The organism is Pseudomonas sp. GWSMS-1, from assembly GCF_049847425.1.
In the GTDB taxonomy this organism is placed as follows: domain Bacteria; phylum Pseudomonadota; class Gammaproteobacteria; order Pseudomonadales; family Pseudomonadaceae; genus Aquipseudomonas.
On sequence record NZ_JBMHHV010000005.1, the window covers coordinates 3,230,320 to 3,253,878 of the forward strand.

At 60.4% G+C, this 23,559-nt stretch carries 21 protein-coding genes and 1 pseudogene; 16 read left to right on the forward strand and 6 right to left on the reverse strand.

The window, feature by feature from the left end:
• Position 1: 1 nt before the first annotated feature.
• The 12 genes from ACEPAJ_RS18845 (at position 2) to ureC (ending at position 11,448) form a co-directional block, all read left to right on the forward strand.
• The gene (locus ACEPAJ_RS18845; protein ID WP_322949368.1) at positions 2-598 is read left to right on the forward strand and encodes a MarC family protein; all 597 of its coding nucleotides are present in this window, start codon (positions 2-4) and stop codon (positions 596-598) included.
• A gap of 375 nt (positions 599-973) precedes the next feature.
• Positions 974-2,239, forward strand: a complete 1,266-nt coding sequence (gene urtA, locus ACEPAJ_RS18850; protein ID WP_425916965.1) for an urea ABC transporter substrate-binding protein — start codon at positions 974-976, stop codon at positions 2,237-2,239.
• Positions 2,240-2,403: 164 nt separating this feature from the next.
• On the forward strand, positions 2,404-3,975 hold the full coding sequence (gene urtB / locus ACEPAJ_RS18855) for an urea ABC transporter permease subunit UrtB (protein ID WP_425916967.1): 1,572 nt from the start codon (positions 2,404-2,406) through the stop codon (positions 3,973-3,975).
• Positions 3,975-5,063: an urea ABC transporter permease subunit UrtC gene (urtC, locus tag ACEPAJ_RS18860; RefSeq protein WP_425916969.1), complete on the forward strand. Its 1,089-nt coding sequence runs from the start codon at positions 3,975-3,977 to the stop codon at positions 5,061-5,063. Before urtB ends, urtC begins: the two co-directional genes overlap by 1 nt.
• 145 nt (positions 5,064-5,208) lie before the next feature.
• The gene (gene urtD, locus ACEPAJ_RS18865; protein ID WP_425916971.1) at positions 5,209-6,060 is read left to right on the forward strand and encodes an urea ABC transporter ATP-binding protein UrtD; all 852 of its coding nucleotides are present in this window, start codon (positions 5,209-5,211) and stop codon (positions 6,058-6,060) included.
• Between the two features lie 110 nt (positions 6,061-6,170).
• Positions 6,171-6,869: an urea ABC transporter ATP-binding subunit UrtE gene (gene urtE / locus ACEPAJ_RS18870; protein WP_425916973.1), complete on the forward strand. Its 699-nt coding sequence runs from the start codon at positions 6,171-6,173 to the stop codon at positions 6,867-6,869.
• A gap of 94 nt (positions 6,870-6,963) precedes the next feature.
• Positions 6,964-7,803, forward strand: a complete 840-nt coding sequence (locus ACEPAJ_RS18875; protein ID WP_425916975.1) for an urease accessory protein UreD — start codon at positions 6,964-6,966, stop codon at positions 7,801-7,803.
• 3 nt (positions 7,804-7,806) lie between these two features.
• Entirely contained in the window at positions 7,807-8,109 is a 303-nt protein-coding gene (gene ureA / locus ACEPAJ_RS18880) for an urease subunit gamma (protein ID WP_136663236.1), read from the forward strand.
• A gap of 152 nt (positions 8,110-8,261) precedes the next feature.
• The gene (locus ACEPAJ_RS18885) at positions 8,262-8,780 is read left to right on the forward strand and encodes a GNAT family N-acetyltransferase (RefSeq protein WP_425916978.1); all 519 of its coding nucleotides are present in this window, start codon (positions 8,262-8,264) and stop codon (positions 8,778-8,780) included.
• Between the two features lie 5 nt (positions 8,781-8,785).
• Positions 8,786-9,319 carry a GNAT family N-acetyltransferase gene (locus tag ACEPAJ_RS18890; protein WP_425916980.1) on the forward strand — a complete coding sequence of 178 codons (534 nt, stop codon included), beginning with the start codon at positions 8,786-8,788 and terminating at the stop codon, positions 9,317-9,319.
• A complete protein-coding gene (locus tag ACEPAJ_RS18895; protein ID WP_425916982.1) occupies positions 9,316-9,621 on the forward strand; it encodes an urease subunit beta in 306 nt (101 codons plus the stop codon). The genes ACEPAJ_RS18890 and ACEPAJ_RS18895 overlap by 4 nt, the downstream gene beginning before the upstream one ends.
• Before the next feature lie 126 nt (positions 9,622-9,747).
• Positions 9,748-11,448, forward strand: a complete 1,701-nt coding sequence (ureC, locus tag ACEPAJ_RS18900; protein ID WP_425916984.1) for an urease subunit alpha — start codon at positions 9,748-9,750, stop codon at positions 11,446-11,448.
• A gap of 1 nt (position 11,449) precedes the next feature.
• Here ureC and ACEPAJ_RS18905 read toward each other — a convergent pair whose 3' ends face one another.
• The 4 genes from ACEPAJ_RS18905 to ACEPAJ_RS18920 form a co-directional block, all read right to left on the reverse strand.
• The gene (locus ACEPAJ_RS18905) at positions 11,450-12,139 is read right to left on the reverse strand and encodes a substrate-binding periplasmic protein (RefSeq protein WP_425916986.1); all 690 of its coding nucleotides are present in this window, start codon (positions 12,137-12,139) and stop codon (positions 11,450-11,452) included.
• 265 nt (positions 12,140-12,404) lie between these two features.
• Positions 12,405-12,671 carry a DksA/TraR family C4-type zinc finger protein gene (locus ACEPAJ_RS18910; protein WP_425918107.1) on the reverse strand — a complete coding sequence of 89 codons (267 nt, stop codon included), beginning with the start codon at positions 12,669-12,671 and terminating at the stop codon, positions 12,405-12,407.
• Positions 12,672-12,751: 80 nt separating this feature from the next.
• Positions 12,752-13,615 carry an isocitrate lyase/PEP mutase family protein gene (locus ACEPAJ_RS18915; protein ID WP_425916988.1) on the reverse strand — a complete coding sequence of 288 codons (864 nt, stop codon included), beginning with the start codon at positions 13,613-13,615 and terminating at the stop codon, positions 12,752-12,754.
• Between the two features lie 255 nt (positions 13,616-13,870).
• A complete protein-coding gene (locus tag ACEPAJ_RS18920; protein ID WP_425916990.1) occupies positions 13,871-14,647 on the reverse strand; it encodes a substrate-binding periplasmic protein in 777 nt (258 codons plus the stop codon).
• A 394-nt stretch (positions 14,648-15,041) separates the two neighbouring features.
• Between ACEPAJ_RS18920 and ACEPAJ_RS18925 the strand changes: the two genes are divergently transcribed.
• The 3 genes from ACEPAJ_RS18925 (at position 15,042) to ACEPAJ_RS18935 (ending at position 17,803) form a co-directional block, all read left to right on the forward strand.
• Complete coding sequence (locus tag ACEPAJ_RS18925; protein ID WP_425918108.1) at positions 15,042-15,770, forward strand: VC0807 family protein; 729 nt, start codon at positions 15,042-15,044, stop codon at positions 15,768-15,770.
• A 24-nt stretch (positions 15,771-15,794) separates the two neighbouring features.
• Complete coding sequence (locus ACEPAJ_RS18930) at positions 15,795-16,232, forward strand: YqaA family protein (RefSeq protein WP_425916992.1); 438 nt, start codon at positions 15,795-15,797, stop codon at positions 16,230-16,232.
• A 299-nt stretch (positions 16,233-16,531) separates the two neighbouring features.
• On the forward strand, positions 16,532-17,803 hold the full coding sequence (locus ACEPAJ_RS18935; RefSeq protein WP_425916994.1) for an Hsp70 family protein: 1,272 nt from the start codon (positions 16,532-16,534) through the stop codon (positions 17,801-17,803).
• A gap of 151 nt (positions 17,804-17,954) precedes the next feature.
• On the opposite strand, the gene ACEPAJ_RS18940 is transcribed toward ACEPAJ_RS18935, so the two are convergent.
• Positions 17,955-20,273: a YgiQ family radical SAM protein gene (locus ACEPAJ_RS18940; protein WP_425918109.1), complete on the reverse strand. Its 2,319-nt coding sequence runs from the start codon at positions 20,271-20,273 to the stop codon at positions 17,955-17,957.
• 201 nt (positions 20,274-20,474) lie between these two features.
• Between ACEPAJ_RS18940 and ACEPAJ_RS18945 the strand changes: the two are divergent.
• Positions 20,475-22,383 (forward strand): annotated as a pseudogene (locus tag ACEPAJ_RS18945) (diguanylate cyclase domain-containing protein).
• A gap of 1 nt (position 22,384) precedes the next feature.
• On the opposite strand, the gene alr reads toward ACEPAJ_RS18945, so the two are convergent.
• On the reverse strand, positions 22,385-23,464 hold the full coding sequence (gene alr, locus ACEPAJ_RS18950) for an alanine racemase (RefSeq protein ID WP_425916996.1): 1,080 nt from the start codon (positions 23,462-23,464) through the stop codon (positions 22,385-22,387).
• Positions 23,465-23,559 lie beyond the last annotated feature (95 nt).

Consider the following 23,559-nt stretch of genomic DNA (forward strand, 5'->3'; position numbering starts at 1 on the left):
CATGGCGTCCGCGCTGTTCAGCCTGTATTTGAAACTGCTGGTGCTCTATAGCCCCTTCTTCGTGCTGTCGTGCTTTATTGGTTTGAGCCGTGGTTACACGGTCAAGGAGCGCAAGCGCCTGGCCTGGAAGGTGGCGCTTGGCGTACTGATCGCCAGCGTGCTGCTGTACCTGTTCGGCAAACACATCTTCACCCTGTTCGGCATCACCATTGATGCCTTCCGCATCGGGGCCGGCAGTGTGCTATTTATCTCGGCGCTGGGCATGGCCCAGGGCAAGTCGGCGGTGCAAAGCGATAACGTGCAGCAAGACGTGACTATCGTGCCGCTGACCATCCCGCTGACCGTCGGCCCCGGCACCATCGGTGCCCTACTGCTGATGGGCGCCAGCCAACCGGACTGGAGTGACAAGGCCGTGGCCGTGCTGGGCATCGCCCTGGCCAGCTTCACCGTGGGCGTGGTGCTGTATATGTCCAACCAGTTCGAACGCTTGCTCGGTGATCAGGGCCTGCAGATCGTCAGCCGCCTGATGGGGCTGTTCGTTTGCGCCTTGGCCGCGCAGATCATCTTTACAGGGGTAAAAAACTACCTGATCAGTTGACCCCCAGCCTTAACGCCCCAGCACAGCACACACCCACGCACCACACCCCGCCCTTCGCACCTGTATGGTGCAACCACACCGAAAACCATCACGCCGCGCCCCGGCTGCACAGCTGGGGCGCAACACCTGCGGCTGCCCGCTAAAAAAGGCGCGCCCTAGGCCATAGCGCACCTCAGGGGGCCTATCTGCGCGTGTTGCCGGGTGCAATCTGCCTGGCGTAACGCAAACAGGCACAGCAATTGCTCTAGTCCTGTCGAGGACAGCGCAGCGCTGTCGACGTTTCCGGGCGCAGCTTGTGCCCCGTTGTTTCACTGCCAAGACCAATAAGCCCAAATCAGCAGTTAACACAGTACCTTTGTGAATGGAGATCGCACCATGCAACGTCGCAATCTGATCAAGGCCTTCACCCTGTCCGCGTCCATCGCCGCCATGGGCATGACCTGGACCGTGCAAGCCGCGGAAACCATCAAGGTCGGCATCCTGCACTCATTGTCCGGCACCATGGCCATCTCGGAAACGTCGCTGAAAGACATGGCGCTGATGACCATCGACGAGATCAACGCCAAGGGTGGCGTACTCGGTAAACAGCTTGAGCCTGTGGTGGTTGACCCGGCGTCCAACTGGCCGCTGTTCGCCGAACGCGGCCGCCAGCTACTGACCCAGGACAAGGTCGACGTGACCTTCGGCTGCTGGACGTCGGTATCGCGCAAATCCGTGCTACCGGTCTATGAAGAACTCAACGGTCTGCTGTTCTACCCCGTGCAGTACGAAGGCGAAGAAATGTCGCCAAACGTCTTCTACACCGGCGCGGCGCCAAACCAGCAGGCCATCCCGGCGGTCGAGTACCTGATGAGCGAAGACGGCGGCGCAGCCAAGCGCTACTTCCTGCTGGGTACTGACTACGTTTACCCGCGTACCACTAACAAGATCCTGCGCGCCTTCTTGGTCAGCAAGGGCGTGGCCGATAAAGACATCGAAGAGGTCTACACCCCATTCGGCCATAGCGACTATCAAACCATCGTCGCCAATATCAAGAAGTTCTCCGCTGGCGGTAAAACCGCGGTGATCTCCACCGTTAACGGCGACTCCAACGTGCCGTTCTACAAAGAGCTGGCCAACCAGGGCATCGAAGCGACCGACATCCCAGTCGTGGCTTTCTCGGTGGGCGAGGAAGAACTGCGCGGCATCGACACCAAGCCGCTGGTTGGTCAACTGGCCGCCTGGAACTACTTCCAGTCCGTGGAGAACCCGGTTAACGAGAAGTTCGTCGCTGACTGGAAAGCCTACGCCCAAACCAAGAAGCTGCCGAACGCCGACACCGTGGTGACCAATGACCCAATGGAAGCCACTTACGTGGGCATCCACATGTGGGCCCAGGCCGTTGAGAAAGCCGGCACCACCGATGTTGATAAGGTCCGCGAGGCCATGGCCGGGCAGACCTTTGCTGCGCCGAGTGGCTTCACCCTGACCATGGACAAAACCAACCATCACCTGCACAAACCCGTGATGATCGGTGAAGTGCAGGAAGACGGGCAGTTCTCCGTGGTCTGGCAGACCGAAGGGCCGATCCGCGCCCAACCGTGGAGCCCGTACATCGAGGGCAACGACAAAAAGCCGGATTACGCAGTCAAGTCCAACTAAGGCAAAAGCCCTCCCCTCGAGCGTGATGACACGCCGCGTGTGCTGACCAACCCCCTTGTCAGAGATGGGTTGGCTCAGCCACGCAGGGAGAGGGTCGCTGGAGCCCGGAGGTGATCCGGGAAGACCGCTCTCGGATTGCATCCGGGCTACGCCAAGGAATCCCCATGCCCACTGCCCTTACCCGAATTCTGCTGAGCCTGCTGTTGCTGCTGCCCCTGGCCGCGCACTCCGGTGACGCGCAAGATTTTGCCGCCGCCAACCCCGCTAAGCAGGCCAAGCTGCTGCAAAACTGGTCGGCCGCCCCTGATGCTGCACGCCTGCCACTGCTCGAAGCCTTGCAGCAGGGCCGCGTCGCGACTGACAAGAGCAAGCAGGCGTTTATTGAAAACGCCGGCACTTACCAAGCATTGGAAGGTGACGCGCGCCCAACCAGTACGCCCAAGAAACTGCGTCTGAATAACCGCCTGCGCGGCCTGATCAGCAGCACCATGGCCAGCCACCAACTGCTCGCGGACGATCCTGCACTGCGCCTGGCCGCGGCCCAGCAACTGCAAAAGAGCGCCAAACCGGCGCAACTGCCGTTGTTGGAAGCCAGCGTCGCCCGCGAAACCGACGAGACTGTGCGTGACGCCTTGACCCTGGCGCTGGCCAACCTACAACTGGTCGACAGCGACCCTGCCGTGCGGCTGGCAGCAGTGCGTTTGCTCGGTGAAACCGGCGACCCACTGGCCCGCACCCGCCTGGAAACCCTGCTCGACCCCACCGTAGAAAGCGACCCAGGCGTGCGCACCGCAGCCGAAACCAGCCTGGCCCAGGTCAAACGCAAGCTGCTGATCGGTGAACTGCTTGGCCAGGCCTTTAGCGGCCTAAGCCTTGGCAGCATTCTGCTGTTGGCCGCCTTGGGCCTGGCCATCACTTTCGGCCTGCTCGGGGTGATCAACATGGCCCACGGCGAGATGCTGATGCTCGGCGCCTATTCCACCTACATGGTGCAGGTGCTGTTCCAGCGTTTCGCCCCGGAAGCCCTGGCGCTCTACCCACTGGTGGCGCTGCCGGTGGCGTTCTTCGTCACCGCGGCTATCGGCATGGCGCTGGAACGCACAGTGATTCGTCACCTCTACGGCCGCCCGCTGGAAACCCTGCTGGCCACTTGGGGCATTAGCCTGATTCTGATCCAGCTGGTGCGGGTGATCTTCGGCGCGCAGAACGTAGAAGTGGCCAACCCTTACTGGCTGTCCGGCGGTATTCAAGTGCTGCCCAATCTGGTGCTGCCGTATAACCGCATCGTGATTATCGGTTTCGCCCTGTTTGTCGTGCTGCTGACCTGGCTGTTGCTGAACAAAACCCGCCTCGGCCTTAACGTCCGCGCAGTCACCCAGAACCGCAATATGGCCGCCTGCTGCGGCGTGCCGACGGGCCGCGTGGACATGCTCGCCTTCGGCCTCGGCTCGGGCATCGCCGGCCTCGGCGGCGTGGCCCTCAGCCAGATCGGCAACGTCGGCCCGGATCTCGGCCAGAGCTACATCATCGACTCGTTCCTGGTGGTCGTGCTTGGTGGCGTCGGTCAGCTCGCCGGTAGCGTGATGGCCGCCTTCGGTTTGGGGATCGCCAACAAGATTCTCGAACCGCAGATCGGTGCCGTACTCGGCAAGATCCTTATCCTCGCGCTGATCATTCTGTTTATTCAGAAACGCCCGCAAGGTCTCTTCGCACTGAAAGGACGGGTGATCGACTGATGACTATGCCCCTGAATCAAACGCTATTGGCACGCGCCAGCGCCAAGCTTGGCCCGCAAGTCTCGATGGCCATCGGTCTGCTGGTGCTGGCCGTGCTAATCGCCATGCCGCTGCTGCACCTGCTGCCGGCGGACAACGCCCTGCACGTCTCGGCCTACACCCTGACCCTGGTCGGCAAAATCCTCTGCTACTGCATCGTCGCCCTGGCGCTTGATCTGGTTTGGGGTTACGCCGGCCTGCTGTCGCTCGGCCACGGCCTGTTCTTCGCCCTCGGCGGTTACGCCATGGGCATGTACCTGATGCGTGAAGCGGCGGGCGATGGCCTGCCGGCCTTTATGAGTTTCCTCGCTTGGACCGAGCTGCCCTGGTACTGGTACGGCACCGACAGCTTCCTCTGGGCAATGTGCCTGGTCGTACTGGCGCCCGGCCTGTTGGCTCTGGTGTTCGGCTACTTTGCCTTCAAGTCGCGAATCAAGGGCGTGTACTTCTCGATCATGACCCAGGCGTTGACCTTCGCCGGCATGCTGCTGTTCTTTCGCAACGAAACCGGCTTTGGCGGCAACAACGGCTTTACCAACTTCCGCACCATTCTCGGCTTCGACATCACCTCGGCGCACACCCGCGCGGCGCTGTTCTTCGCCACCGTGGTGCTACTGGTAGCCAGCTTGTACCTGGGCTGGCGGCTTGCCCGCAGCAAGTTCGGCCGGGTGCTGACCGCCCTGCGTGATGCGGAAAACCGCCTGATGTTCTGCGGCTACGACCCACGCGGCTACAAGCTGTTTATCTGGGTATTGAGCGCCGTGCTCTGCGGCCTGGCGGGCGCGCTGTATGTGCCGCAGGTGGGCATCATCAACCCCAGCGAAATGTCGCCCACCAACTCCATCGAGGCGGCTGTGTGGGTCGCCCTCGGCGGGCGTGGCACGCTGATCGGCCCGCTGCTCGGTGCCGGGCTGGTCAACGGTATGAAGAGCTGGTTCACCGTGGCCTTCCCCGAGTACTGGCTATTCGCCCTGGGCTTCCTGTTTATCGTCGTGACGCTGTTCTTACCGAAAGGCGTGATCGGCCTACTACGCAGGAAGTCATCATGACCGCTGCTGTGCATTCCATCTGCGGCGTTGCGCGGTGCTCGCTCCTCGCCGTACACATTCGTACTGTCTCGTCGCTGCGCTCCGTGCGCCTTGCAGATGAAATTGCTCGCGACGCGTCCATAACGACTTCCACAGGAGAGCAATGATGCGCGCAGCTCCCGTACCCGAAATGATGCTCGAACCGGCCTTCGATCCCGCGGGCAGCGGCCGCGATGCGATCGGCGCCAGTACCCTGGCCAACAAGGGCTTGAATATCCGCCACGGCACCATCCTGACCCTGGAAGACATCAACGTCAGCTTCGATGGCTTCAAGGCGCTGACCAACCTGACCCTGTATATCGGTGTCGGTGAGTTGCGCTGCATCATCGGCCCCAATGGTGCCGGCAAGACCACCATGATGGACGTGATCACCGGCAAGACCCGCCCTGACAACGGCGTCGCCTACTTCGGCGAAACCCTCGACCTGACGCAGATGAGCGAGGTGGAAATCGCCCAGTCCGGTATCGGCCGCAAGTTTCAGAAACCCACGGTGTTCGAGGCGCTCAGCGTGTTCGAAAACCTCGAGCTGGCGCAGAAAACCAACAAGTCGGTATGGGCCAGCTTACGCGCCAAACTCAGCGGCGAGCAGCAAGACCGCATTGATGAAGTGCTGCAGACGATCAAGCTCGATGCCTCGCGTTCACGCCCAGCCGGGTTGCTCTCGCACGGGCAGAAGCAGTTTCTGGAGATCGGCATGCTGCTGGTGCAAGACCCACAACTGCTGCTGCTTGATGAGCCAGTAGCGGGCATGACCGATGCGGAAACCGAGTTCACTGCCGAACTGTTCAAGTCGCTGGCGCGCAAGCACTCGCTGATGGTGGTTGAGCACGATATGGGCTTTGTCGGCAGCATTGCCGACCACGTCACCGTGCTGCACCAGGGCAGCGTGCTGGCAGAAGGCTCGCTGGAACAGGTTCAGGCTGATGAGCGAGTGATCGAGGTTTACCTCGGTCGCTGAGCCGGTCGCCGTTGATGGGCAAGACGTAGGGTGGATGACGCCGTTTTCATCCACCAATGACATCGCACGGTGGATCGGTAAAACGTGATCCACCCTACAAGGACACAACCATGCTGCAAGTTGAGCAACTGCATCAGTACTACGGCGGCAGCCATATCCTCCGTGGCTTGTCGTTCGACGTGAAGGTCGGCGAAGTCACCTGCCTGCTCGGCAGAAACGGCGTGGGTAAAACCACTCTGTTGAAATGCCTGATGGGCCTGATCCCGGCCAAAGAAGGTGCCGTGCAGTGGGAAGGCCAGCCCATCACCGGTTTCAAACCGCACCAGCGCGTGCATGCCGGTATCGCTTACGTACCGCAAGGCCGTGAGATTTTTGGCCGCCTGACCGTGGAAGAGAACCTGCTGATGGGCTTGTCACGCTTCCCCGGCAGCGAGGCCAAGGTGGTGCCGGAGTTTATCTACGAACTGTTCCCGGTGCTGCGCGAGATGAAGCTGCGCCGCGGCGGCGACCTCTCCGGCGGCCAGCAGCAACAGCTGGCCATCGGCCGCGCACTGGCCAGCAAACCGCGCCTGCTGATCCTCGACGAACCCACCGAAGGTATTCAGCCTTCGGTGATCAAGGAGATCGGCGTGGTGATCAAAAAGCTCGCCGAGCGTGGTGACATGGCCATCCTGCTGGTCGAGCAGTTTTATGATTTTGCCGCTGAGCTGGCCGATCAGTACCTGGTAATGAGCCGGGGTGAGATCGTCCAGCAAGGCCGCGGTGAAACCATGGAATCGGATGGCGTTCGCGGACTGGTGGCCATATGAAACGCACTGTAGGGTGGATGACGCGCAGCTCATCCACCACTTAGCAAACCGCTGGTGGATGGGTAAAGCGTCATCCACCCTACGATAAGACCCTATGAACGCATCCGTACCCGTCTCCGTATTTACCCCCAGCTGGCACGCCGAGCTGGAGCTGGGCTATGGCCGCGACGGCGATTGTACGCGGCCGACTCTGCGCCGCCATAAAGGCCCGCTGCGGGTGCAAAAGCATCTGTATGCCGAAGGCCCAGAAGTGTGTCAGCACATCATCGTGCACCCGCCCGGCGGGATTGCCGGTGGTGATCGCCTGGATATTTCCGCCGCAGTTGGCGCTAACGCTTGGGCTCAGCTGACTAGCCCCGGTGCGGCCAAGTGGTACCGCGCCGCCGGCACCGCCTACCAGCACCTCAAACTGCGTGTTGAAGCGGGCGCCACCCTGGAGTGGCTGCCACAGGAAACCATCGTCTACGCCGGCGCCCAGGCCGAACTGAGCACCGAGGTCGACCTGCTCGGCGATGCCAAGCTTCTCTATTGGGACATCATCGCCCTCGGTCGCCCGGCCAGTGGTGAGCGCTTCGATACTGGGCACTTCCAAGCCCAATTGAATATCCGCCGCGACGGCCAGTTGCTCTGGCATGAACGCCAGCGGGTTACCGGCGCTGACGGTCTGCTCGACTCGCCCATCGGTCTGGACGGCAAACCGGTATTTGCCACCCTACTGATCACTGGCGAAATCAACAGCGAATTGCTGGAGCGCTGCCGCAATCTGACCACACCGGTACACGGCGATCTGACTCAACTACCGGGCCTACTCGTGGCCCGTTGCCTGGCCAGTGAAGCGCTGCATGCCCGCGCCTGGCTAATCGAACTCTGGCGCCTGCTGCGCCCTGAATTGCTCGGGCGCATTGCTGTGCCCCCACGAATCTGGAGTACCTGACTGATGGACCTGACGCCCCGCGAAAAAGACAAACTGCTGATTTTTACCGCTGGCCTGGTGGCCGAACGCCGCCTGGCCCGTGGGGTGAAACTCAACTACCCGGAAGCCATGGCCTATATCTCTGCCGCCCTGCTGGAAGGCGCGCGCGACGGCCAGACCGTGGCCGACCTGATGCACTTCGGCACCACGCTGCTCAGCCGTGATCAGGTGATGGAAGGCATCCCGGAAATGATCCCGGAGATTCAGGTCGAAGCGACTTTCCCGGATGGCACCAAGCTAGTAACCGTCCACCAACCGATCGCCTGAGGAACCCATCCAATGCCTACTGCGCTTGCTCATGCTGCGTTGCAAGTCGGCTCGGATTGCTCATTGACAGACGTCAACTGCGCATCCTCGCCAACTTACGCCTTGCCTGAGCTGCACTCGCTACGGCCTTGAATGGATTCCTGGAAAAACACATGAAAATTCAAGACGCCACTGCAGACGATCTGCCCGCCATCCTGGCCATCTACAACGATGCCGTGCTCAACACTACGGCGATCTGGAATGAAACCCAGGTCGATCTGGCCAACCGCCAGGCCTGGCTGAACGAACGTAACGCGGCTGGATTCCCCGTGCTGGTGGCCCATGATGCTGCTGGAGAAGTCGTCGGCTACAGCAGCTACGGCACCTGGCGCAGCATCGAAGGCTTTCGCCATAGCGTCGAGCACTCGGTTTACGTGCGTAGCGACCAACGCGGCCAAGGCCTCGGCCCACAGCTGATGCAAGCGCTGATCCAACGCGCACGGACGGCCGACCTGCACGTAATGATCGCCGCTATCGAGAGCGGCAACAGCGCCTCGATCCGCCTGCACGAACGTCTCGGCTTCGTCACTACCGGGCAAATGCCGCAAGTGGGACGTAAGTTCGGCCGCTGGCTCGACCTGACCTTTATGCAACTGACCTTGAATCCGGGCACGGAACCGCCCCAGGAGTGAGATCGATGAGCACTACGCAACTGCGTCGAGTCAATGCTGAAAGTTTCGCCCATTACCGCCCGGGCTTGATCGAGCTACTGCTAGACGCAGTCAGGCACGGCGCGTCGGTGGGTTTCATGGCCGACTTCGATGAGGCCCAGGCCCGCACCTATTTGCACGGCGTCCAGGCCAACATTGCAGACGCTAGCCTGCTGCTCTGGGTGGTGGTGCGCGACGAACAGGTCATCGCCAGCGCGCAGTTGGCACTGTGCCAGAAGGCCAACGGCCTGAACCGCGCCGAAGTGCAAAAACTGCTGGTGCACAGCAGCGCGCAGCGCCATGGCTTGGGCCAACAGTTGATGAACACCCTTGAACTCGCCGCACGCCAGCACAAACGCGGCCTGCTGTACATGGACACCGAAGTCGGCTCCGCAGCCGAAGCCTTCTATCGGGCGCTGCACTACACCAAAGCCGGTGAATTGCCCGATTACTGCCAAAGCCCGGACGGGCGCTACAGCCCGACCGCCATCTACTTCAAGACCCTGGAGCAACTTGCATGATTCCCGGCGAATACCAGATCCAGGACGGCGAGATTGAACTCAATGCCGGCCGCCGAACCCTTAGCCTGACCGTAGCGAACAGCGGCGACCGACCGATTCAGGTTGGCTCGCACTTTCACTTTTTCGAAACCAACGACGCGCTGGCCTTTGACCGCGCTGCCACACGCGGCATGCGCCTGAATATCCCAGCAGGCACTGCGGTGCGCTTCGAGCCAGGGCAAGCGCGAGAAGTCGAACTGGTCGACTTGGCCGGCCATCGCCGCGTATTCGGTTTTGCCGGCCGCGTCATGGGCGACCTCTGACCTCAACATAAATTTGTAGGATGGGTCGGGCGGCGCTCCGTCGAGCGCAGCGACACCCATCGTTCGATATCCCTGATGGGTTACGCCGCTCTGCGCCTAACCCATCCCACGGACAGGACTCACCGCATGAAAATCTCCCGCCAAGCCTATGCCGATATGTTCGGCCCCACCGTCGGCGACAAGGTGCGCCTGGCCGATACCGAGCTGTGGATTGAAGTGGAAAAGGACTTCACCACCTACGGCGAAGAAGTGAAATTTGGCGGCGGCAAGGTGATCCGCGACGGCATGGGCCAGGGCCAACTGTGCGCCGCCGATGTGGTCGACACACTGATTACCAACGCACTGATCATCGATCACTGGGGCATCGTCAAAGCTGACGTGGGTCTCAAGGACGGCCGCATCGCTGCCATTGGCAAGGCCGGCAACCCGGACATCCAACCCGACGTAACCATCGCCATTGGCGCCGGCACTGAGGTAATCGCCGGTGAGGGCATGATCCTCACCGCCGGTGGTATCGATACGCATATCCACTTCATCTGCCCACAGCAGATCGAAGAAGCCTTGATGAGCGGCGTCACCACCATGATTGGTGGCGGCACCGGGCCGGCCACAGGCACCAACGCCACCACCTGCACATCGGGCCCCTGGCATATGGCGCGTATGCTCCAGGCCGCCGATGCCTTCCCGATGAACCTGGGTTTTACCGGCAAAGGTAACGCCTCGCTGCCAGAGCCGCTGATCGAGCAAGTCAAAGCCGGCGCCATCGGCCTCAAGCTGCATGAAGACTGGGGCACCACTCCAGCTGCCATCGACAATTGCCTGAGCGTGGCCGACCAGTTCGATGTGCAGGTGGCGATCCACACCGACACGCTGAACGAGTCGGGTTTTGTTGAAACCACCTTGGCCGCGTTCAAGGGCCGTACCATTCATACCTATCACACCGAAGGTGCTGGTGGCGGCCACGCGCCAGACATCATCAAGGCCTGCGGCTTCCCCAATGTGCTGCCCAGCTCGACCAACCCGACCCGGCCGTTCACCAAGAACACCATCGATGAACACTTGGACATGCTGATGGTCTGCCACCACTTGGACCCGAGCATTGCCGAAGACGTGGCGTTTGCTGAAAGTCGTATCCGCCGCGAGACCATCGCCGCCGAAGACATCCTGCATGACCTCGGCGCGTTCAGCATGATCAGCTCCGACAGCCAGGCTATGGGCCGCGTTGGCGAAGTGATCACGCGCACCTGGCAGACCGCCGACAAGATGCACAAGCAGCGCGGCCCGCTGGACGGCGACGGTGAAGGCAACAGCAACTTCCGGGTCAAACGCTATATTGCCAAGTACACCATCAACCCAGCGATTACCCACGGCATCAGCCATGAAGTGGGTTCAATTGAGGTCGGGAAATGGGCGGACTTGGTGCTCTGGCGACCGGCGTTCTTCGGGGTGAAACCGACGCTGATTTTGAAGGGCGGCGCCATTGCTGCCAGCCTGATGGGCGACGCCAATGCCTCGATTCCGACACCGCAGCCGGTGCACTACCGACCGATGTTCGCCAGCTATGGCGGCAGCCGTCACGCCACCAGCTTCACCTTTATCAGCCAGGCGGCGTTCGATGCCGGAGTGCCTGAGCAACTCGGGCTGAAGAAGAAGATTGGTGTGGTTAAAGGCTGTCGCGAAGTGCAGAAGACCGACCTGATCCACAACGACTACCTGCCGAACATTGAGGTGGATGCGCAGAACTATCAGGTCAAGGCCGACGGCCAGCTGCTCTGGTGCGAACCGGCGGATGTGTTACCGATGGCGCAGCGTTATTTTCTGTTTTGAGCTAGGGCCCGACCTCCAGCAGCCGGGGCGGTAAGTTCCGGCTGGGGAACCAATGCTGGAAGAGACGCGCGAAGCTGCCATCACGCTTCATCTCATCCAGCGCCCCTTGCCAACGGCTAACCACCGCCGGCTCAGTGGCCAAAGAGAATGCCAGGTAGGACTCGTGCTGCAGAAAAACCAACTGCGGTTCGAGCTGATCAGACGTCATACCAGCCAGATCCAAAAGTGCAGGTAAGGCGATGTCGCTGACCGCCAGCATATCGCCACGGCCATTGCGGAACATCTGCATCATCCGCTCAGCAGAGGTCACCGTATAAATATTGCTGAAGCCTCTATCCGCCAGGTATTGGTAGCTGTACCACTGGCGCGGCAGGACCAGTTGCCTGGCTTGCGCTGCGGCAATACTTTCAACCCGAACACCTGAGCCTTTACGGGTATAAAAGCGGTTCAGCGAAAGGGAGATGGGCCCGACCCACTGGAACGACTTTTCCCTCTCGGCAATCCGCGCCATGGTGAAAACACCGACATTCGGGGCGTCCTGTGCCTTGGCATAACCGCGCGTCCAAGGCGCTAACTTGATGCGTGTAACATCCCCGGTCAGCACGGCTAGCTGGCGAATAAGCTCAGTAGAAAAGCCCGTGACAAGGCCATCGCGGCTGAAATTCAAGGGCGGGCTTTCTTCGGTGTACAACTGCAACTCAGCCGCTGACGACAACGCCATACCCGACATCCACAAACACGCGCACAAGGCGCTGCGGTGCATCAACATCGCCCACCATGCGCGGGCGTAGCGCGGGTAACCCGTCAGGATAGAGTCACGCACAGCAGTCCCCATCAAGCGGCCTCTAGCAGAAGGTCATTATTGGCGGAAGTATAGATGAACACTGTGATGACTTCAGAGCAGCGCCACGCCCGAAACAGAGCGGCGGGATGTGGCTCACCCAATACCCGCTCAATCAGCGCAGCTGACTGTCTTTGCTACCGCGCCGGTTGTAGCCCGCGCTAGCCTTCTGCTGTTGATCGTCCGCGCCCTGGCAGACCACGCATAACCTCACGCCGGGCACAGCCTGGCGTCGCGCTTCAGGAATGCGCGCATCGCACACCTCGCAGTGCGTCAGGCTCTCGCCACTGGGCAGCTGGCTGCGGGCGCGCTGGACGGCGTCCTCGATAGTGCTGTCGATCTGTTCCTGTACCGCGCCGTCATTGCTCCAACCACCGGCCATGATCACCTCCCACATGCGCTGCACTGAGTAGCAGATATGGACGTCACGGAGCCTCATTACAAGCGCAGTTGATCGGCGGCCTATTCGTTCACATTCATAAACTCTTCAGCCCAGACGATGTAGTCCTCGGGCTGGGTGTAGGTGTGCGTCAACTCGGTCGCACTGAGATCACTGGACTGCGCCCCACGCTGCTCACGCAGGCAGTCATAGGTCGCCTTGATGGCGGCGAAATAGGCCGCATGACCATTGACCACAATGCGCACGCCGAGCTTGGCCAGACGCTCGTTGTCACGCAGTTTTGGGTTGCCGTAGGTCACCAACATCAGTGGCACGCTCAAGGCGGCGGATATCTGCTCCAGATGAGCAAAATCCTCAACACCGACAATGCAGATGGCATCGGCACCGGCCGCCTGATAGGCCTGGGTGCGCTGTATCGCTTGCTCAACGCTGAGCACGCCAGCATGGGTACGCGCGATAATGGCCAGGTCCGGGTCGATCCGCGCCTCCAGCGCAGCACGGATCTTGCCGACACCTTCCGCCACGCTGATTAGGTCCGTGGACTTGCGCCCAAACTGAGCCGGCAACAAGGTATCCTCGATGGTCAACGCGGCAATCCCGGCGCGCTCCAATTCAACTACTGTGCGCATCACGTTGAGTGCATTGCCATAGCCGTGGTCGGCATCGGCGATCACCGGCAAGCGGCTGACTCGGCCAATACGGGTAGCCTGCTCGACAAACTCGCTGAGGGTGATAAGGGCAAAGTCCGGCGCAGCCAGAACTTGTAGTGAAGCTACAGAACCGCCCAGGATACCCACTTCAAAGCCGAGATCGGCAGCGATACGCGCCGCCATCGGATCGAACACCGAGGCCGTGTGATAGCAGCTATTTGAGGCAAGAAGCGCACGAAACTGCGCGCGAAGGTCATGATGCGAGGCTCTTTGCATGGAAGTGCACCATTGCTTATCTTTGATTTTGGCGGTCAATTATGTAGTAAAACTACATAATCAGCCAGCTGACCTTACGCCTAGCGCACAGTGCAAACCGCAACGACTAGTAGCCTATGCCCATTCGACGGGCACGCCAGCGCTCTCAACGCGATCAGATTAGGACAACAACGCGGCGTACACACCGCGGTTTAGCAGGACAGGCGACGGGGCATAATCCGGCCCAAGGTATGTGCACCGGCCATCACTGCCCGGCTAGTCGTGGCTAAGGGCGGGCACGGGCGCCAAGGCCTCCAAACTGAAGGGCTCGCTAAACCAGCGCTGGTGAATCCGCTGCAAACTGCCATCACGATCAGCCTGCTCAAGCGCCTGCTGCCAACGCCGCACCAGCGACGGGGCGGTGCTCTTGGAAAAGCCAATATAGGAATTGTTAGCCATAAAGGTGAACTGCAACTCAACCTCTTCAGGGCGCATACCTTGCTCCGCGAGCATCTCAGCCAACACCAGGTTACTCGCCACCAGTAACTCGCTGCGGCCATGCTTAAACATCTTCACCATGTGCTGTGGCGTCGGCACGCCGTAGAGGTTTTTCAACCCCTGCCCGCGAAGATACTCGTAGGAATACCAGCGCTTTGGCAGCACCAGTGAACTAAACCGTTCGACATCCTTTAGCTCATGTATCGCCAACCCAGCCCCACGCCGGGCATAGAAGCTGGTACGCCCCTGCGCAATCGGCCCAACCCACTGGAACAGCGCCTCGCGCTCAGGCGTACGCACCATGGCGAACAAGCCGCTATTAGCCTCACGGCGTACCTGATGATAACCACGGGTCCAGGGAACCAACTCGATCCGAGTGGCCTGCCCGGTCCGCTGAACCAGCAACTCGACCACTTCCACCGCCATACCGGTTAGCCGGCCGTTGTCGCTATAGCTCAGCGGGCGGTATTCCTCGGTATACAGGCGCAACTCACTAGCTGACGCGGATGCACCAAAGCCAAACACCAGCACACCCAGCCAGAACGTCAACCTCATGGAGCACTACCTGAAAAACTTAAAAAACCACCCCCATAAAACCATCGCCGCGAGCCAGCGCGGCGCACACCGGTGCTATTAGGGGGATACGCCAGCTGCAACAGCAACTATTTAGACAGACATACGGCGGTTCATCAGCATCACACCAAAAGCCTAGCGATGCCTTGCGCCCAGCCGGCCACAATAAAGCCTAACCGCCGCGCTTTCGATATCACCTTAGTATCAGACGCTTAACCTCGCCAAACGCTGGGCGTGCGGTCATCTGCCAGAATTCGCAGATGACCACTGCAATCGCCCCACCACTCACACTTTTTCACACTCAAGGCGACGGCTGGGCTGGTAGCCGCCGCTCAAGCAGGCGATGATCGCGCATCTTTCCTGCACCTTGAACGACATGACCGATACCACGCCAAGCAATCAAGCCGCACATAAACCCCGTCCGCTGATCGATTTGCTAGTCAGCATTGTGATTCCCTCGCTGATCCTAATGAAGCTCAGTAGCGAGAGCAGGCTGGGGGCCGATGGTGCGCTGATACTGGCACTGGCCTTCCCGCTGGGTTGGGGCAGCTTCGAGCTGCTCAAGTACCGCAAATTCAACTTTATTGCCCTGCTCGGCCTCGTCAGCGTGATGCTTACCGGCGGTATCGGCCTGCTCAAATTGGACAACCAGTGGTTGGCAATCAAAGAAGCGGCAATCCCAGGAATCATCGGTATCGCCGTGCTGGTTTCAACCCGCACCCGCTACCCGCTGATCCGCACCATGCTGTTTAACAAAACCGTACTCAATGTCGACAAGATTCATGAGTGCCTGGAACAGGCGGGCAATACTCCGCAGTTCGAAGCACGCCTGCTTCGGGCCACCTACTGGCTAAGCGGCACCTTCTTCTTTTCGTCGGCGATGAACTACGTACTGGCTAAGTGGATTGTCATCAGCCCGGCAGGTAGCGAGGCGTTCAATGACGAACTGGGGCGGATGAACCTGCTCAGCTACCCGATGATTGCGATCCCCTCGATGATCATGCTGATGGCCATCTTCTATTACCTGTGGCGCACCATCCACGGCCTCACCGGCCTCAAACTGGAAGATGTCATGGCCAATGCGGAACAGGAAAAGCAGCCTTAAGCGACGCTGCCCGGCACTGAACCGATGCTGACCCTTTCAGCCTATCTGGGCCTGTTTATTTCGGCGCTGGGTGCCGCCACATTGCTGCCGCTGCAATCGGAAAGCGTGCTGGTGGCGCTGCTGCTGAGCGACGCCTACTTGCCCTGGATGCTCGTGGCCGTTGCTAGCGTGGGTAACGTCCTCGGCGCGCTGCTCAACTGGCTACTCGGCCGCTACCTCGAACACTTTCGTCATAAAACCTGGTTCCCGGTCAGCGACGCGCGCCTGCAACAAGCGCAACGCGGTTATGCGCGTTACGGCCGCTGGTCGCTGCTGTTGAGCTGGGTACCGGTGATCGGTGATCCACTGACCCTGGTGGCCGGGGTCATGCGCGAACGGTTGTGGGTCTTCCTGCTGATCGTCAGCCTGGCGAAAACCGCCCGTTATGCTGTATTGGCTGCCCTCACTCTCGGCTGGCGCTAGCACCCGGCCGCGCAACTCACGCCCGCCGGCAACCACTGGCGCACTCGCACTGACAACGTAACGAAGCAAACAAGCAAAAACGCGAAGTGGATAACCGGGGGCAGCATTGCGCGGCGCACTCGCATAGAATGCGCGGCCGTTTTTTGTGTTCAGCACATCCTTGTGCGTCACCCTCTTCGGGGCTTGTGCGCCAAACCGCTCCCGGCATTTTTATGGCCTGCCATGCATGGCGGCCATGCCTTGAGCCATCGCTCGCACTATCACAATCTCCCGGTCATTTTTCAGGAACAGCGCGCCGCATGATTCTCTCTACTCCCGCCCGCGCCTGCGGCATCGATTTCGGCACTTCCAACTCCACTGTCGGCTGGCTACGGCCGGACGCCGAGACGCTGATCCCGCTTGAGGACGGCAAAATCACCCTGCCATCGGTGGTGTTTTTCAATATGGAGGAGCGCCGCCCGGTGTATGGCCGCTTGGCGCTGCAGGAATACTTGGAAGGCTATGAAGGCCGCCTGATGCGCTCGCTGAAAAGCCTGCTGGGCAGCAAGTTGCTGAAAAGCGAAACCACTGTGCTCGGCAGCGCCCTGCCGTTCAAGGACCTGCTCGGTTTCTTTATCGGTGAGCTGAAAAAGCGCGCCGAGCACGCCGCCGACCGGCCGTTTGAAGAAGTGGTGCTAGGCCGCCCAGTGTTCTTCGTGGATGACGACCCGGTGGCCGACCTGGAAGCACAGAACACCTTGGTCGCCGTTGCGCACAAGCTCGGTTTCAAGGACGTATCGTTCCAGTACGAGCCGATTGCCGCCGCTTTCGACTACGAGTCGGGTATTAGCCAGGAAGAGCTGGTGCTGATCGTCGACATTGGCGGGGGTACCTCAGACTTCTCCCTGGTGCGCCTGGCACCGGAACGGCGTAACGTCGCCGACCGCAGCAGCGACATTCTCGCCACCGGCGGCGTGCATATCGGCGGTACTGACTTCGACAAGCAGCTTTCACTGGCCGGCGTGATGCCGCTGTTTGGCTATGGCAGCCGGATGAAAAGCGCCGCACCGATGCCCACCAGCACCCACCTCAATCTGGCGACCTGGCACACCATCAACGCGGTGTATTCGGCGCAGTCGCAGCGCCAGCTGCAAAGCATGCGCTACGACATTGTCGACCCCACGGGCATTGACCGCCTGTTCCAGCTGATTGAGCGTCGCGACGGCCATTGGCTGGCCATGCAAGTGGAAGACAGCAAGATTGCCCTCACCGAGCAGGAGGCGCGCCCCATTGACCTCAGCCGCCTGGAAGCCGGGCTGGTCGCCGAACTGACGCGCGAACTGTTTGAGGACGCCATTGAGCCCTTGCTGGAGCGGGTGCGCGCCAGTGTCACCCAGCTGCTCGGCGATGCCGGTGTGGGCGTCGAGCAGGTCAATACAGTGTTCTTTACCGGTGGCTCGAGCGGCATTCCGGCGTTGCGCCAGAGCGTTGCGGCCATGCTGCCGAATGCCCACCACGTGGAAGGCAACACCTTCGGCAGCATCGGCAGCGGCCTGGCGATTGAAGCGATGAAACGCTACGGCAGTTATTAAGCCGTAGGGTGGATGACGTTTTATCCATCCACCATCAGCTGCACGGTGGTGGATGAGAACAGCGTCATCCACCCTACACAGTTGATCCGCAGCCCTTATCTGCACCATAAAAAACGCCAGCACGAAGCTGGCGTTTTTTATTTGCGCAAACTCAGCGCGGCACGGCCGGCTTCTTCACGGGTTTCTTGCCCTTACCCTTGGCGGCATCGGAACGTTCTTTGGCCGCTTGCTGGTTACGCGCCTGCGCGGCCGCTTTGGCCTGCTCGCGCTTGTCCCACGGGTTGCCACCCGCCGCGCCGGTGTCGCGCGGCGGCAAGCCGGTGTGCTGAGTCAGCATCGGCTTGCTCTTGACAGCGGAAGCGCCCGCCACTTTCTTACTACCGGCCGGCGTCGAGTTTTTCCGCCGCGCACTTTGGTAGCCGTCGGTAGCAGGCTGATGCAGTGGGATCAGCTGATTCTTGCCCGGCCCGATCAGGTCGGCACGGCCCATACGGGTCAGCGCCTCACGCAACATCGGCCAGCCTTTCGGGTCGTGATAACGCAGGAAGGCCTTGTGCAGGCGGCGCTGATCTTCGCTTTTTACAATGGCCACGCCGTCGCTTTTGTAGCTGACCTTGCGCAGCGGGTTCTTGCCCGAGTGATACATGGCCGTGGCTGTCGCCATCGGCGACGGGTAGAACGCCTGCACCTGGTCGGCACGGAAACCATTGCCCTTGAGCCACAGTGCCAGGTTCATCATGTCTTCGTCAGTGGTACCCGGGTGCGCCGCGATGAAGTACGGGATCAGGTATTGCTCTTTGCCCGCCTCTTTCGAGTACTTCTCGAACATGCGCTTGAACTTGTCATAGCTGCCAATGCCCGGCTTCATCATCTGATTGAGCGGACCTTCCTCGGTGTGTTCCGGGGCGATCTTCAGGTAACCACCGACGTGGTGGGTGACCAGCTCTTTCACGTACTCCGGCGACTCGACAGCGAGGTCATAGCGCAGACCGGAAGCGATCAGAATCTTCTTCACGCCCGGCAACGCACGGGCGCTGCGATAGAGCTGGATCAACGACGAATGGTCGGTATTCAGGTTCGGGCAGATGCCCGGGAACACGCAGGACGGCTTGCGGCACGCGGATTCGATCTCCGGGCTCTTGCAGGCAATGCGGTACATGTTCGCAGTCGGCCCGCCGAGGTCGGAGATCACCCCGGTAAAGCCCGGCACCTTGTCGCGGATCTCTTCGATCTCGCGGATGATCGACTCTTCCGAACGGTTCTGGATGATTCGGCCTTCGTGCTCGGTGATCGAGCAGAAGGTGCAGCCGCCGAAGCAGCCACGCATAATGTTCACCGAGAAACGGATCATGTCGTAGGCCGGGATTTTCTCCTTGCCGTAAACCGGGTGCGGGATGCGCGCATAAGGCATGCCGAACACGTAGTCCATTTCTTCGGTGGTCATGGGAATGGGTGGCGGATTGAACCACACGTCCACTTCGCCATGCTTCTGTACCAGCGCGCGGGCGTTGCCCGGGTTGGTTTCCAGGTGCAGCACGCGGTTGGCGTGGGCATACAGTACCGGGTCGTTGCGCACTTTTTCCATCGACGGCAGACGGATTACCGTCTTGTCGCGGGTCATGCGCGGGCTGGCCAATATCTGCACAACCTGCGGCTCGTTCGGGTCCTCAGCGGGACCTTTCTCTTGCTCGATGGCGCAGGCCTGGGTGTACTGGGTGTTGACGTACGGGTTGATGATCTTGTCGACCTTGCCCGGCCGGTCGATGCGGGTGGAGTCCACCTCGTACCAGCCCTGCGGTGTATCGCGGCGAATAAACGCAGTGCCGCGCACGTCGGTGATGTCTTCAACCTTCTGCCCATAGGACAAGCGCTGGGCCACTTCAACGATGGCGCGCTCGGCGTTGCCGTACAGCAGGATGTCGGCGCTGGCGTCGATCAGGATCGAGTTACGCACACGGTCTTGCCAATAGTCATAGTGGGCGATACGGCGCAGTGAGGCCTCGATACCGCCAAGCACGATCGGCACGTTTTTATAGGCTTCTTTGCAACGCTGGCTGTACACCAAGCTCGCACGATCCGGGCGCTTTCCGGCCATGCCACCTGGGGTGTAGGCGTCGTCGGAGCGGATCTTCTTGTCGGCGGTGTAACGGTTGATCATCGAGTCCATGTTGCCGGCCGCGACGCCGAAAAACAGGTTCGGCTCGCCGAGCTTCATGAAATCGTCTTTCGACTGCCAATTTGGCTGCGCGATGATGCCGACGCGAAAGCCTTGGGACTCTAGCAGCCGACCGATGATCGCCATACCAAACGAGGGATGATCGACATAGGCATCACCGGTAACAATGATGATGTCGCAGCTGTCCCAGCCAAGCTGATCCATCTCTTCCCGACTCATCGGCAAGAAAGGCGCTGGCCCGAAACACTCGGCCCAGTACTTTGGATAATCGAATAACGGCTTGGCGGTTTGCATGGACATGGAAAGTGACCGGCGTTGACGAACAGGGATGGTAAATCGCGGCCGAGGAATATAGCACAAAATTTAACCAAACCCGACTCAAACGCTAGGTTTAATGGCCAAATTGCACCTTGAAGGTGTCGCGGCAAGGTAATGGCTTACGGCTATACTCGAGCACATAACATCGGCAGCCAATAGCCGGGATCAGGAGCACATGTGCCACGACGCTTAGCTTTTTCGACCCTATTCGTGTTGAGCCTGGCCCTGTCCAGTGGCTTGGCACATGCCGCCATCGAGCTGACCGCCACAAGCAGCGGCACCACTCTCAACAATCAGATAGAACTGCTTGAAGATGTCGGCGCTCAACTGACCATCCGCGACATGGCAGACCCAGCCGTACAACGCCGCTTTCAACCGGCCAATGGCCGCGCCAGCGTTGGCCAAAGCCTTAACCCTTGGTGGATCAAAGTCACCCTGCAGCGCACAGCCGATGCGCCCGCCCAGTGGTGGTTAGAGGTCAGCTCCGTGACCCAGCTGGACCTGCGTTTGTATTGGCCAGGCCCAGACGGCAACTGGCAGGAACGCCAATCGGGCGAACGCGTCGCCCACCGCGAAGGGCGTGACCACGACTTCCGGCACATGCTGTTCAGGCTGCCCACGCTCGACCAGAGCCCACGACCTTTTACATGCGCAGCTATGACCCGGCCGGCAACTCATTTCCCATGCGCGCCTGGCAACTGGACGATTTGAGCCAGAAAGCGGCGGAAGAAAACATTGCCCTCGGCGTGATCTACGGGATCATTGCGGCGCTGCTGCTCTATAACCTGTTCATCTTCTGCAGCCTGCGCGACTCAGCCTACTTTTGGTATGTGCTGACCACCGCCGGCGCTCTGCTGATGATTCTCAGCATGAGCGGCCATGGCTTCCAATACCTATGGCTGGATAACCCCGTGCCATTCTGGCTGGACCGCATCACCCTACCCTCGCTCTGGGGCTTCTGCGCCACGCGCTTTACCCAGTGCCTGATGCAAACCCGCACACATGTGCGCTGGGCCCATCACCTGCTGAACTTTGCCTGCGCCTGCTATGTCATTGCGGTCGCTCTGGATGGCCTAGGGCAACGCCATATTGCAGCCTGGATCATTGCCCTGCTATCGCTGACCAGTATCCCAGCGGCCCTGGGCTCGGCATTGATTCGCTGGCGCCAGGGTTACTTTCCGGCTTTTCTCTATCTTTGTGGCTATGGCCTTATCCTCGGCAGCATCAGCCTGGCCCTGATGCGCGCCACCGGCTTGGTGCAACCGGCAACGTGGAATGCCTATGTATTCCCGCTCTCGGTTGCCGCCGAATCAATTCTGTTCTCTTTTGCATTGGCCTATCGCATCCAAACGCTCAAGCAGGAAAGAGCCGATGCCCTGGAACAGGCCGACCGCGAAAAGACCGCACGTATGGCGCAGATGCAGGGCAGCGCCGACGAACTGCAAAGCGCGGTCAAACTGCGCACCGCAGAGTTGGCACTGGCCAATCAGCAGCTCAGTGAGCGTGAACGCGAACTGCAGCATGCCGCCTTCCACGACCCTTTGACCGAGCTGCCCAATCGGCGTTTTCTGGTCGATCGCTGTGAGGCCGCACTGGCTAACGCCCGCCGACACAACGAAGCCACTGCCTTGCTGCTGATTGATCTCGACCATTTCAAACCGATCAACGACAGATATGGCCACGACGCCGGTGACCTGATGCTGCAAAGCATCGCCCAGCGTCTACGCGAACATGTGCGCTCGGGGATGCGGTGGCGCGCCTGGGCGGCGACGAATTTGCGGTACTGATCTGCGGGGAAGATGCCGAACAACATGCGCGCGACATTGCCCGCCGCCTGCTGGATGAACTGGCCAGGCCGGTCACCTACGGGGCTGAGCGCCTAACCGTGACCATTAGCATTGGCGTGGCGCTCTACCCGCGCCACGCCAATGACTTCACCACGCTGTACAAGGCCGCTGACGAAATGCTGTACAAGGTCAAAGGCCAAGGCCGCTCGGGCTCCGCCGTGTGCGGGGAAGATGGCACGCTGAACAGTAACGAGCGACTGCGACTGGATGTGCTCAATGTGCCAAGCGGTCTAGCCTGACTTAGCGACTGCAATAACGCCGCGACACCCGCGCCGTAACCTTGCTGAGTAACTCGTAGCCAATGGTGCCAGCAGCCAGCGCCACTTCATCGACCGGCAACTGCGCACCCCACAACTCCACCGCATCGCCTATGGCCGCGTCAGGTGCGTCCGTCAGGTCAACGGTCAGCATATCCATGGAAACTCGCCCAACCAGCGCCACGCGCTGACCACCCACAATTACCGGTGTACCGGCCGGCGCATGCCGCGGATAACCATCGGCATAACCGCAACTCACCGTACCGATACGTGAAGGCCGCTCAGCGCGCCAGCTACCGCCATAACCAACGGCCTCATCGACGGCCACATCACGACAGGCAATCAGTTGGGCCGTCAGACTCATCGCCGGGCGTACGCCCAACTCTTTTGCCGTCAAGTCGGCAAATGGCGTCGCGCCGTACAGCATGATGCCGGGGCGCAGCCAATCCATATGCGCCGCTGGAATGGTCAAAATCGCCGCGGAGTTGGCCAGTGAGCGCTGGGCAAAGTCCAGATCCAACAGTTCGAGAAACTGCTCAAGCTGCAGCTCGGTGGCTTCACTGCCGCGCTCATCTGCGCAGGCAAAGTGGCTAATCAGGTTCAACTCAGCGACTTGTTCCGCACCGTGTAAACACCCGTGCCAGTCGCGCAGTTGTGCGGCATTGAAGCCCAGGCGATGCATGCCGCTGTCGAGTTTCAACCAGACATTCAGCGGCCGGCTCAACGTGGCCGCAAGCAACTGCTGCGCTTGCTGCTCACTGTGCAGCACCACATCCAGCCCCAGTTGCGCGGCAAACTGGTATTCGTTTGCATCAAAGCAGCCTTCCAGCAGCAGAATGCGCGCCTCACCCTGCAGCGCTCGCACCTCGGCGGCCTCCTCCAAGCAGGCCACAGCAAAGCCGTCAGCCAGATTATGCAGCGCCGTCACCACCTCACGCACGCCATGCCCATAGGCATTCGCCTTGACCACCGCAAACGCCTGCCGGCCGGGCGCGCAGCGTTTTGCCACGGCATAGTTCTGAGTAATCGCAGACAAATCGATGGTGGCAACAAGCGGGCGCATGGAGGCAATGTCCTTAAAGCAAAACGGGCGACCAGTTTACCCACTGGCCGCCCGTTTTTATTGATCTAGCGCGATAACTCGTTGCGTTGCTCGTG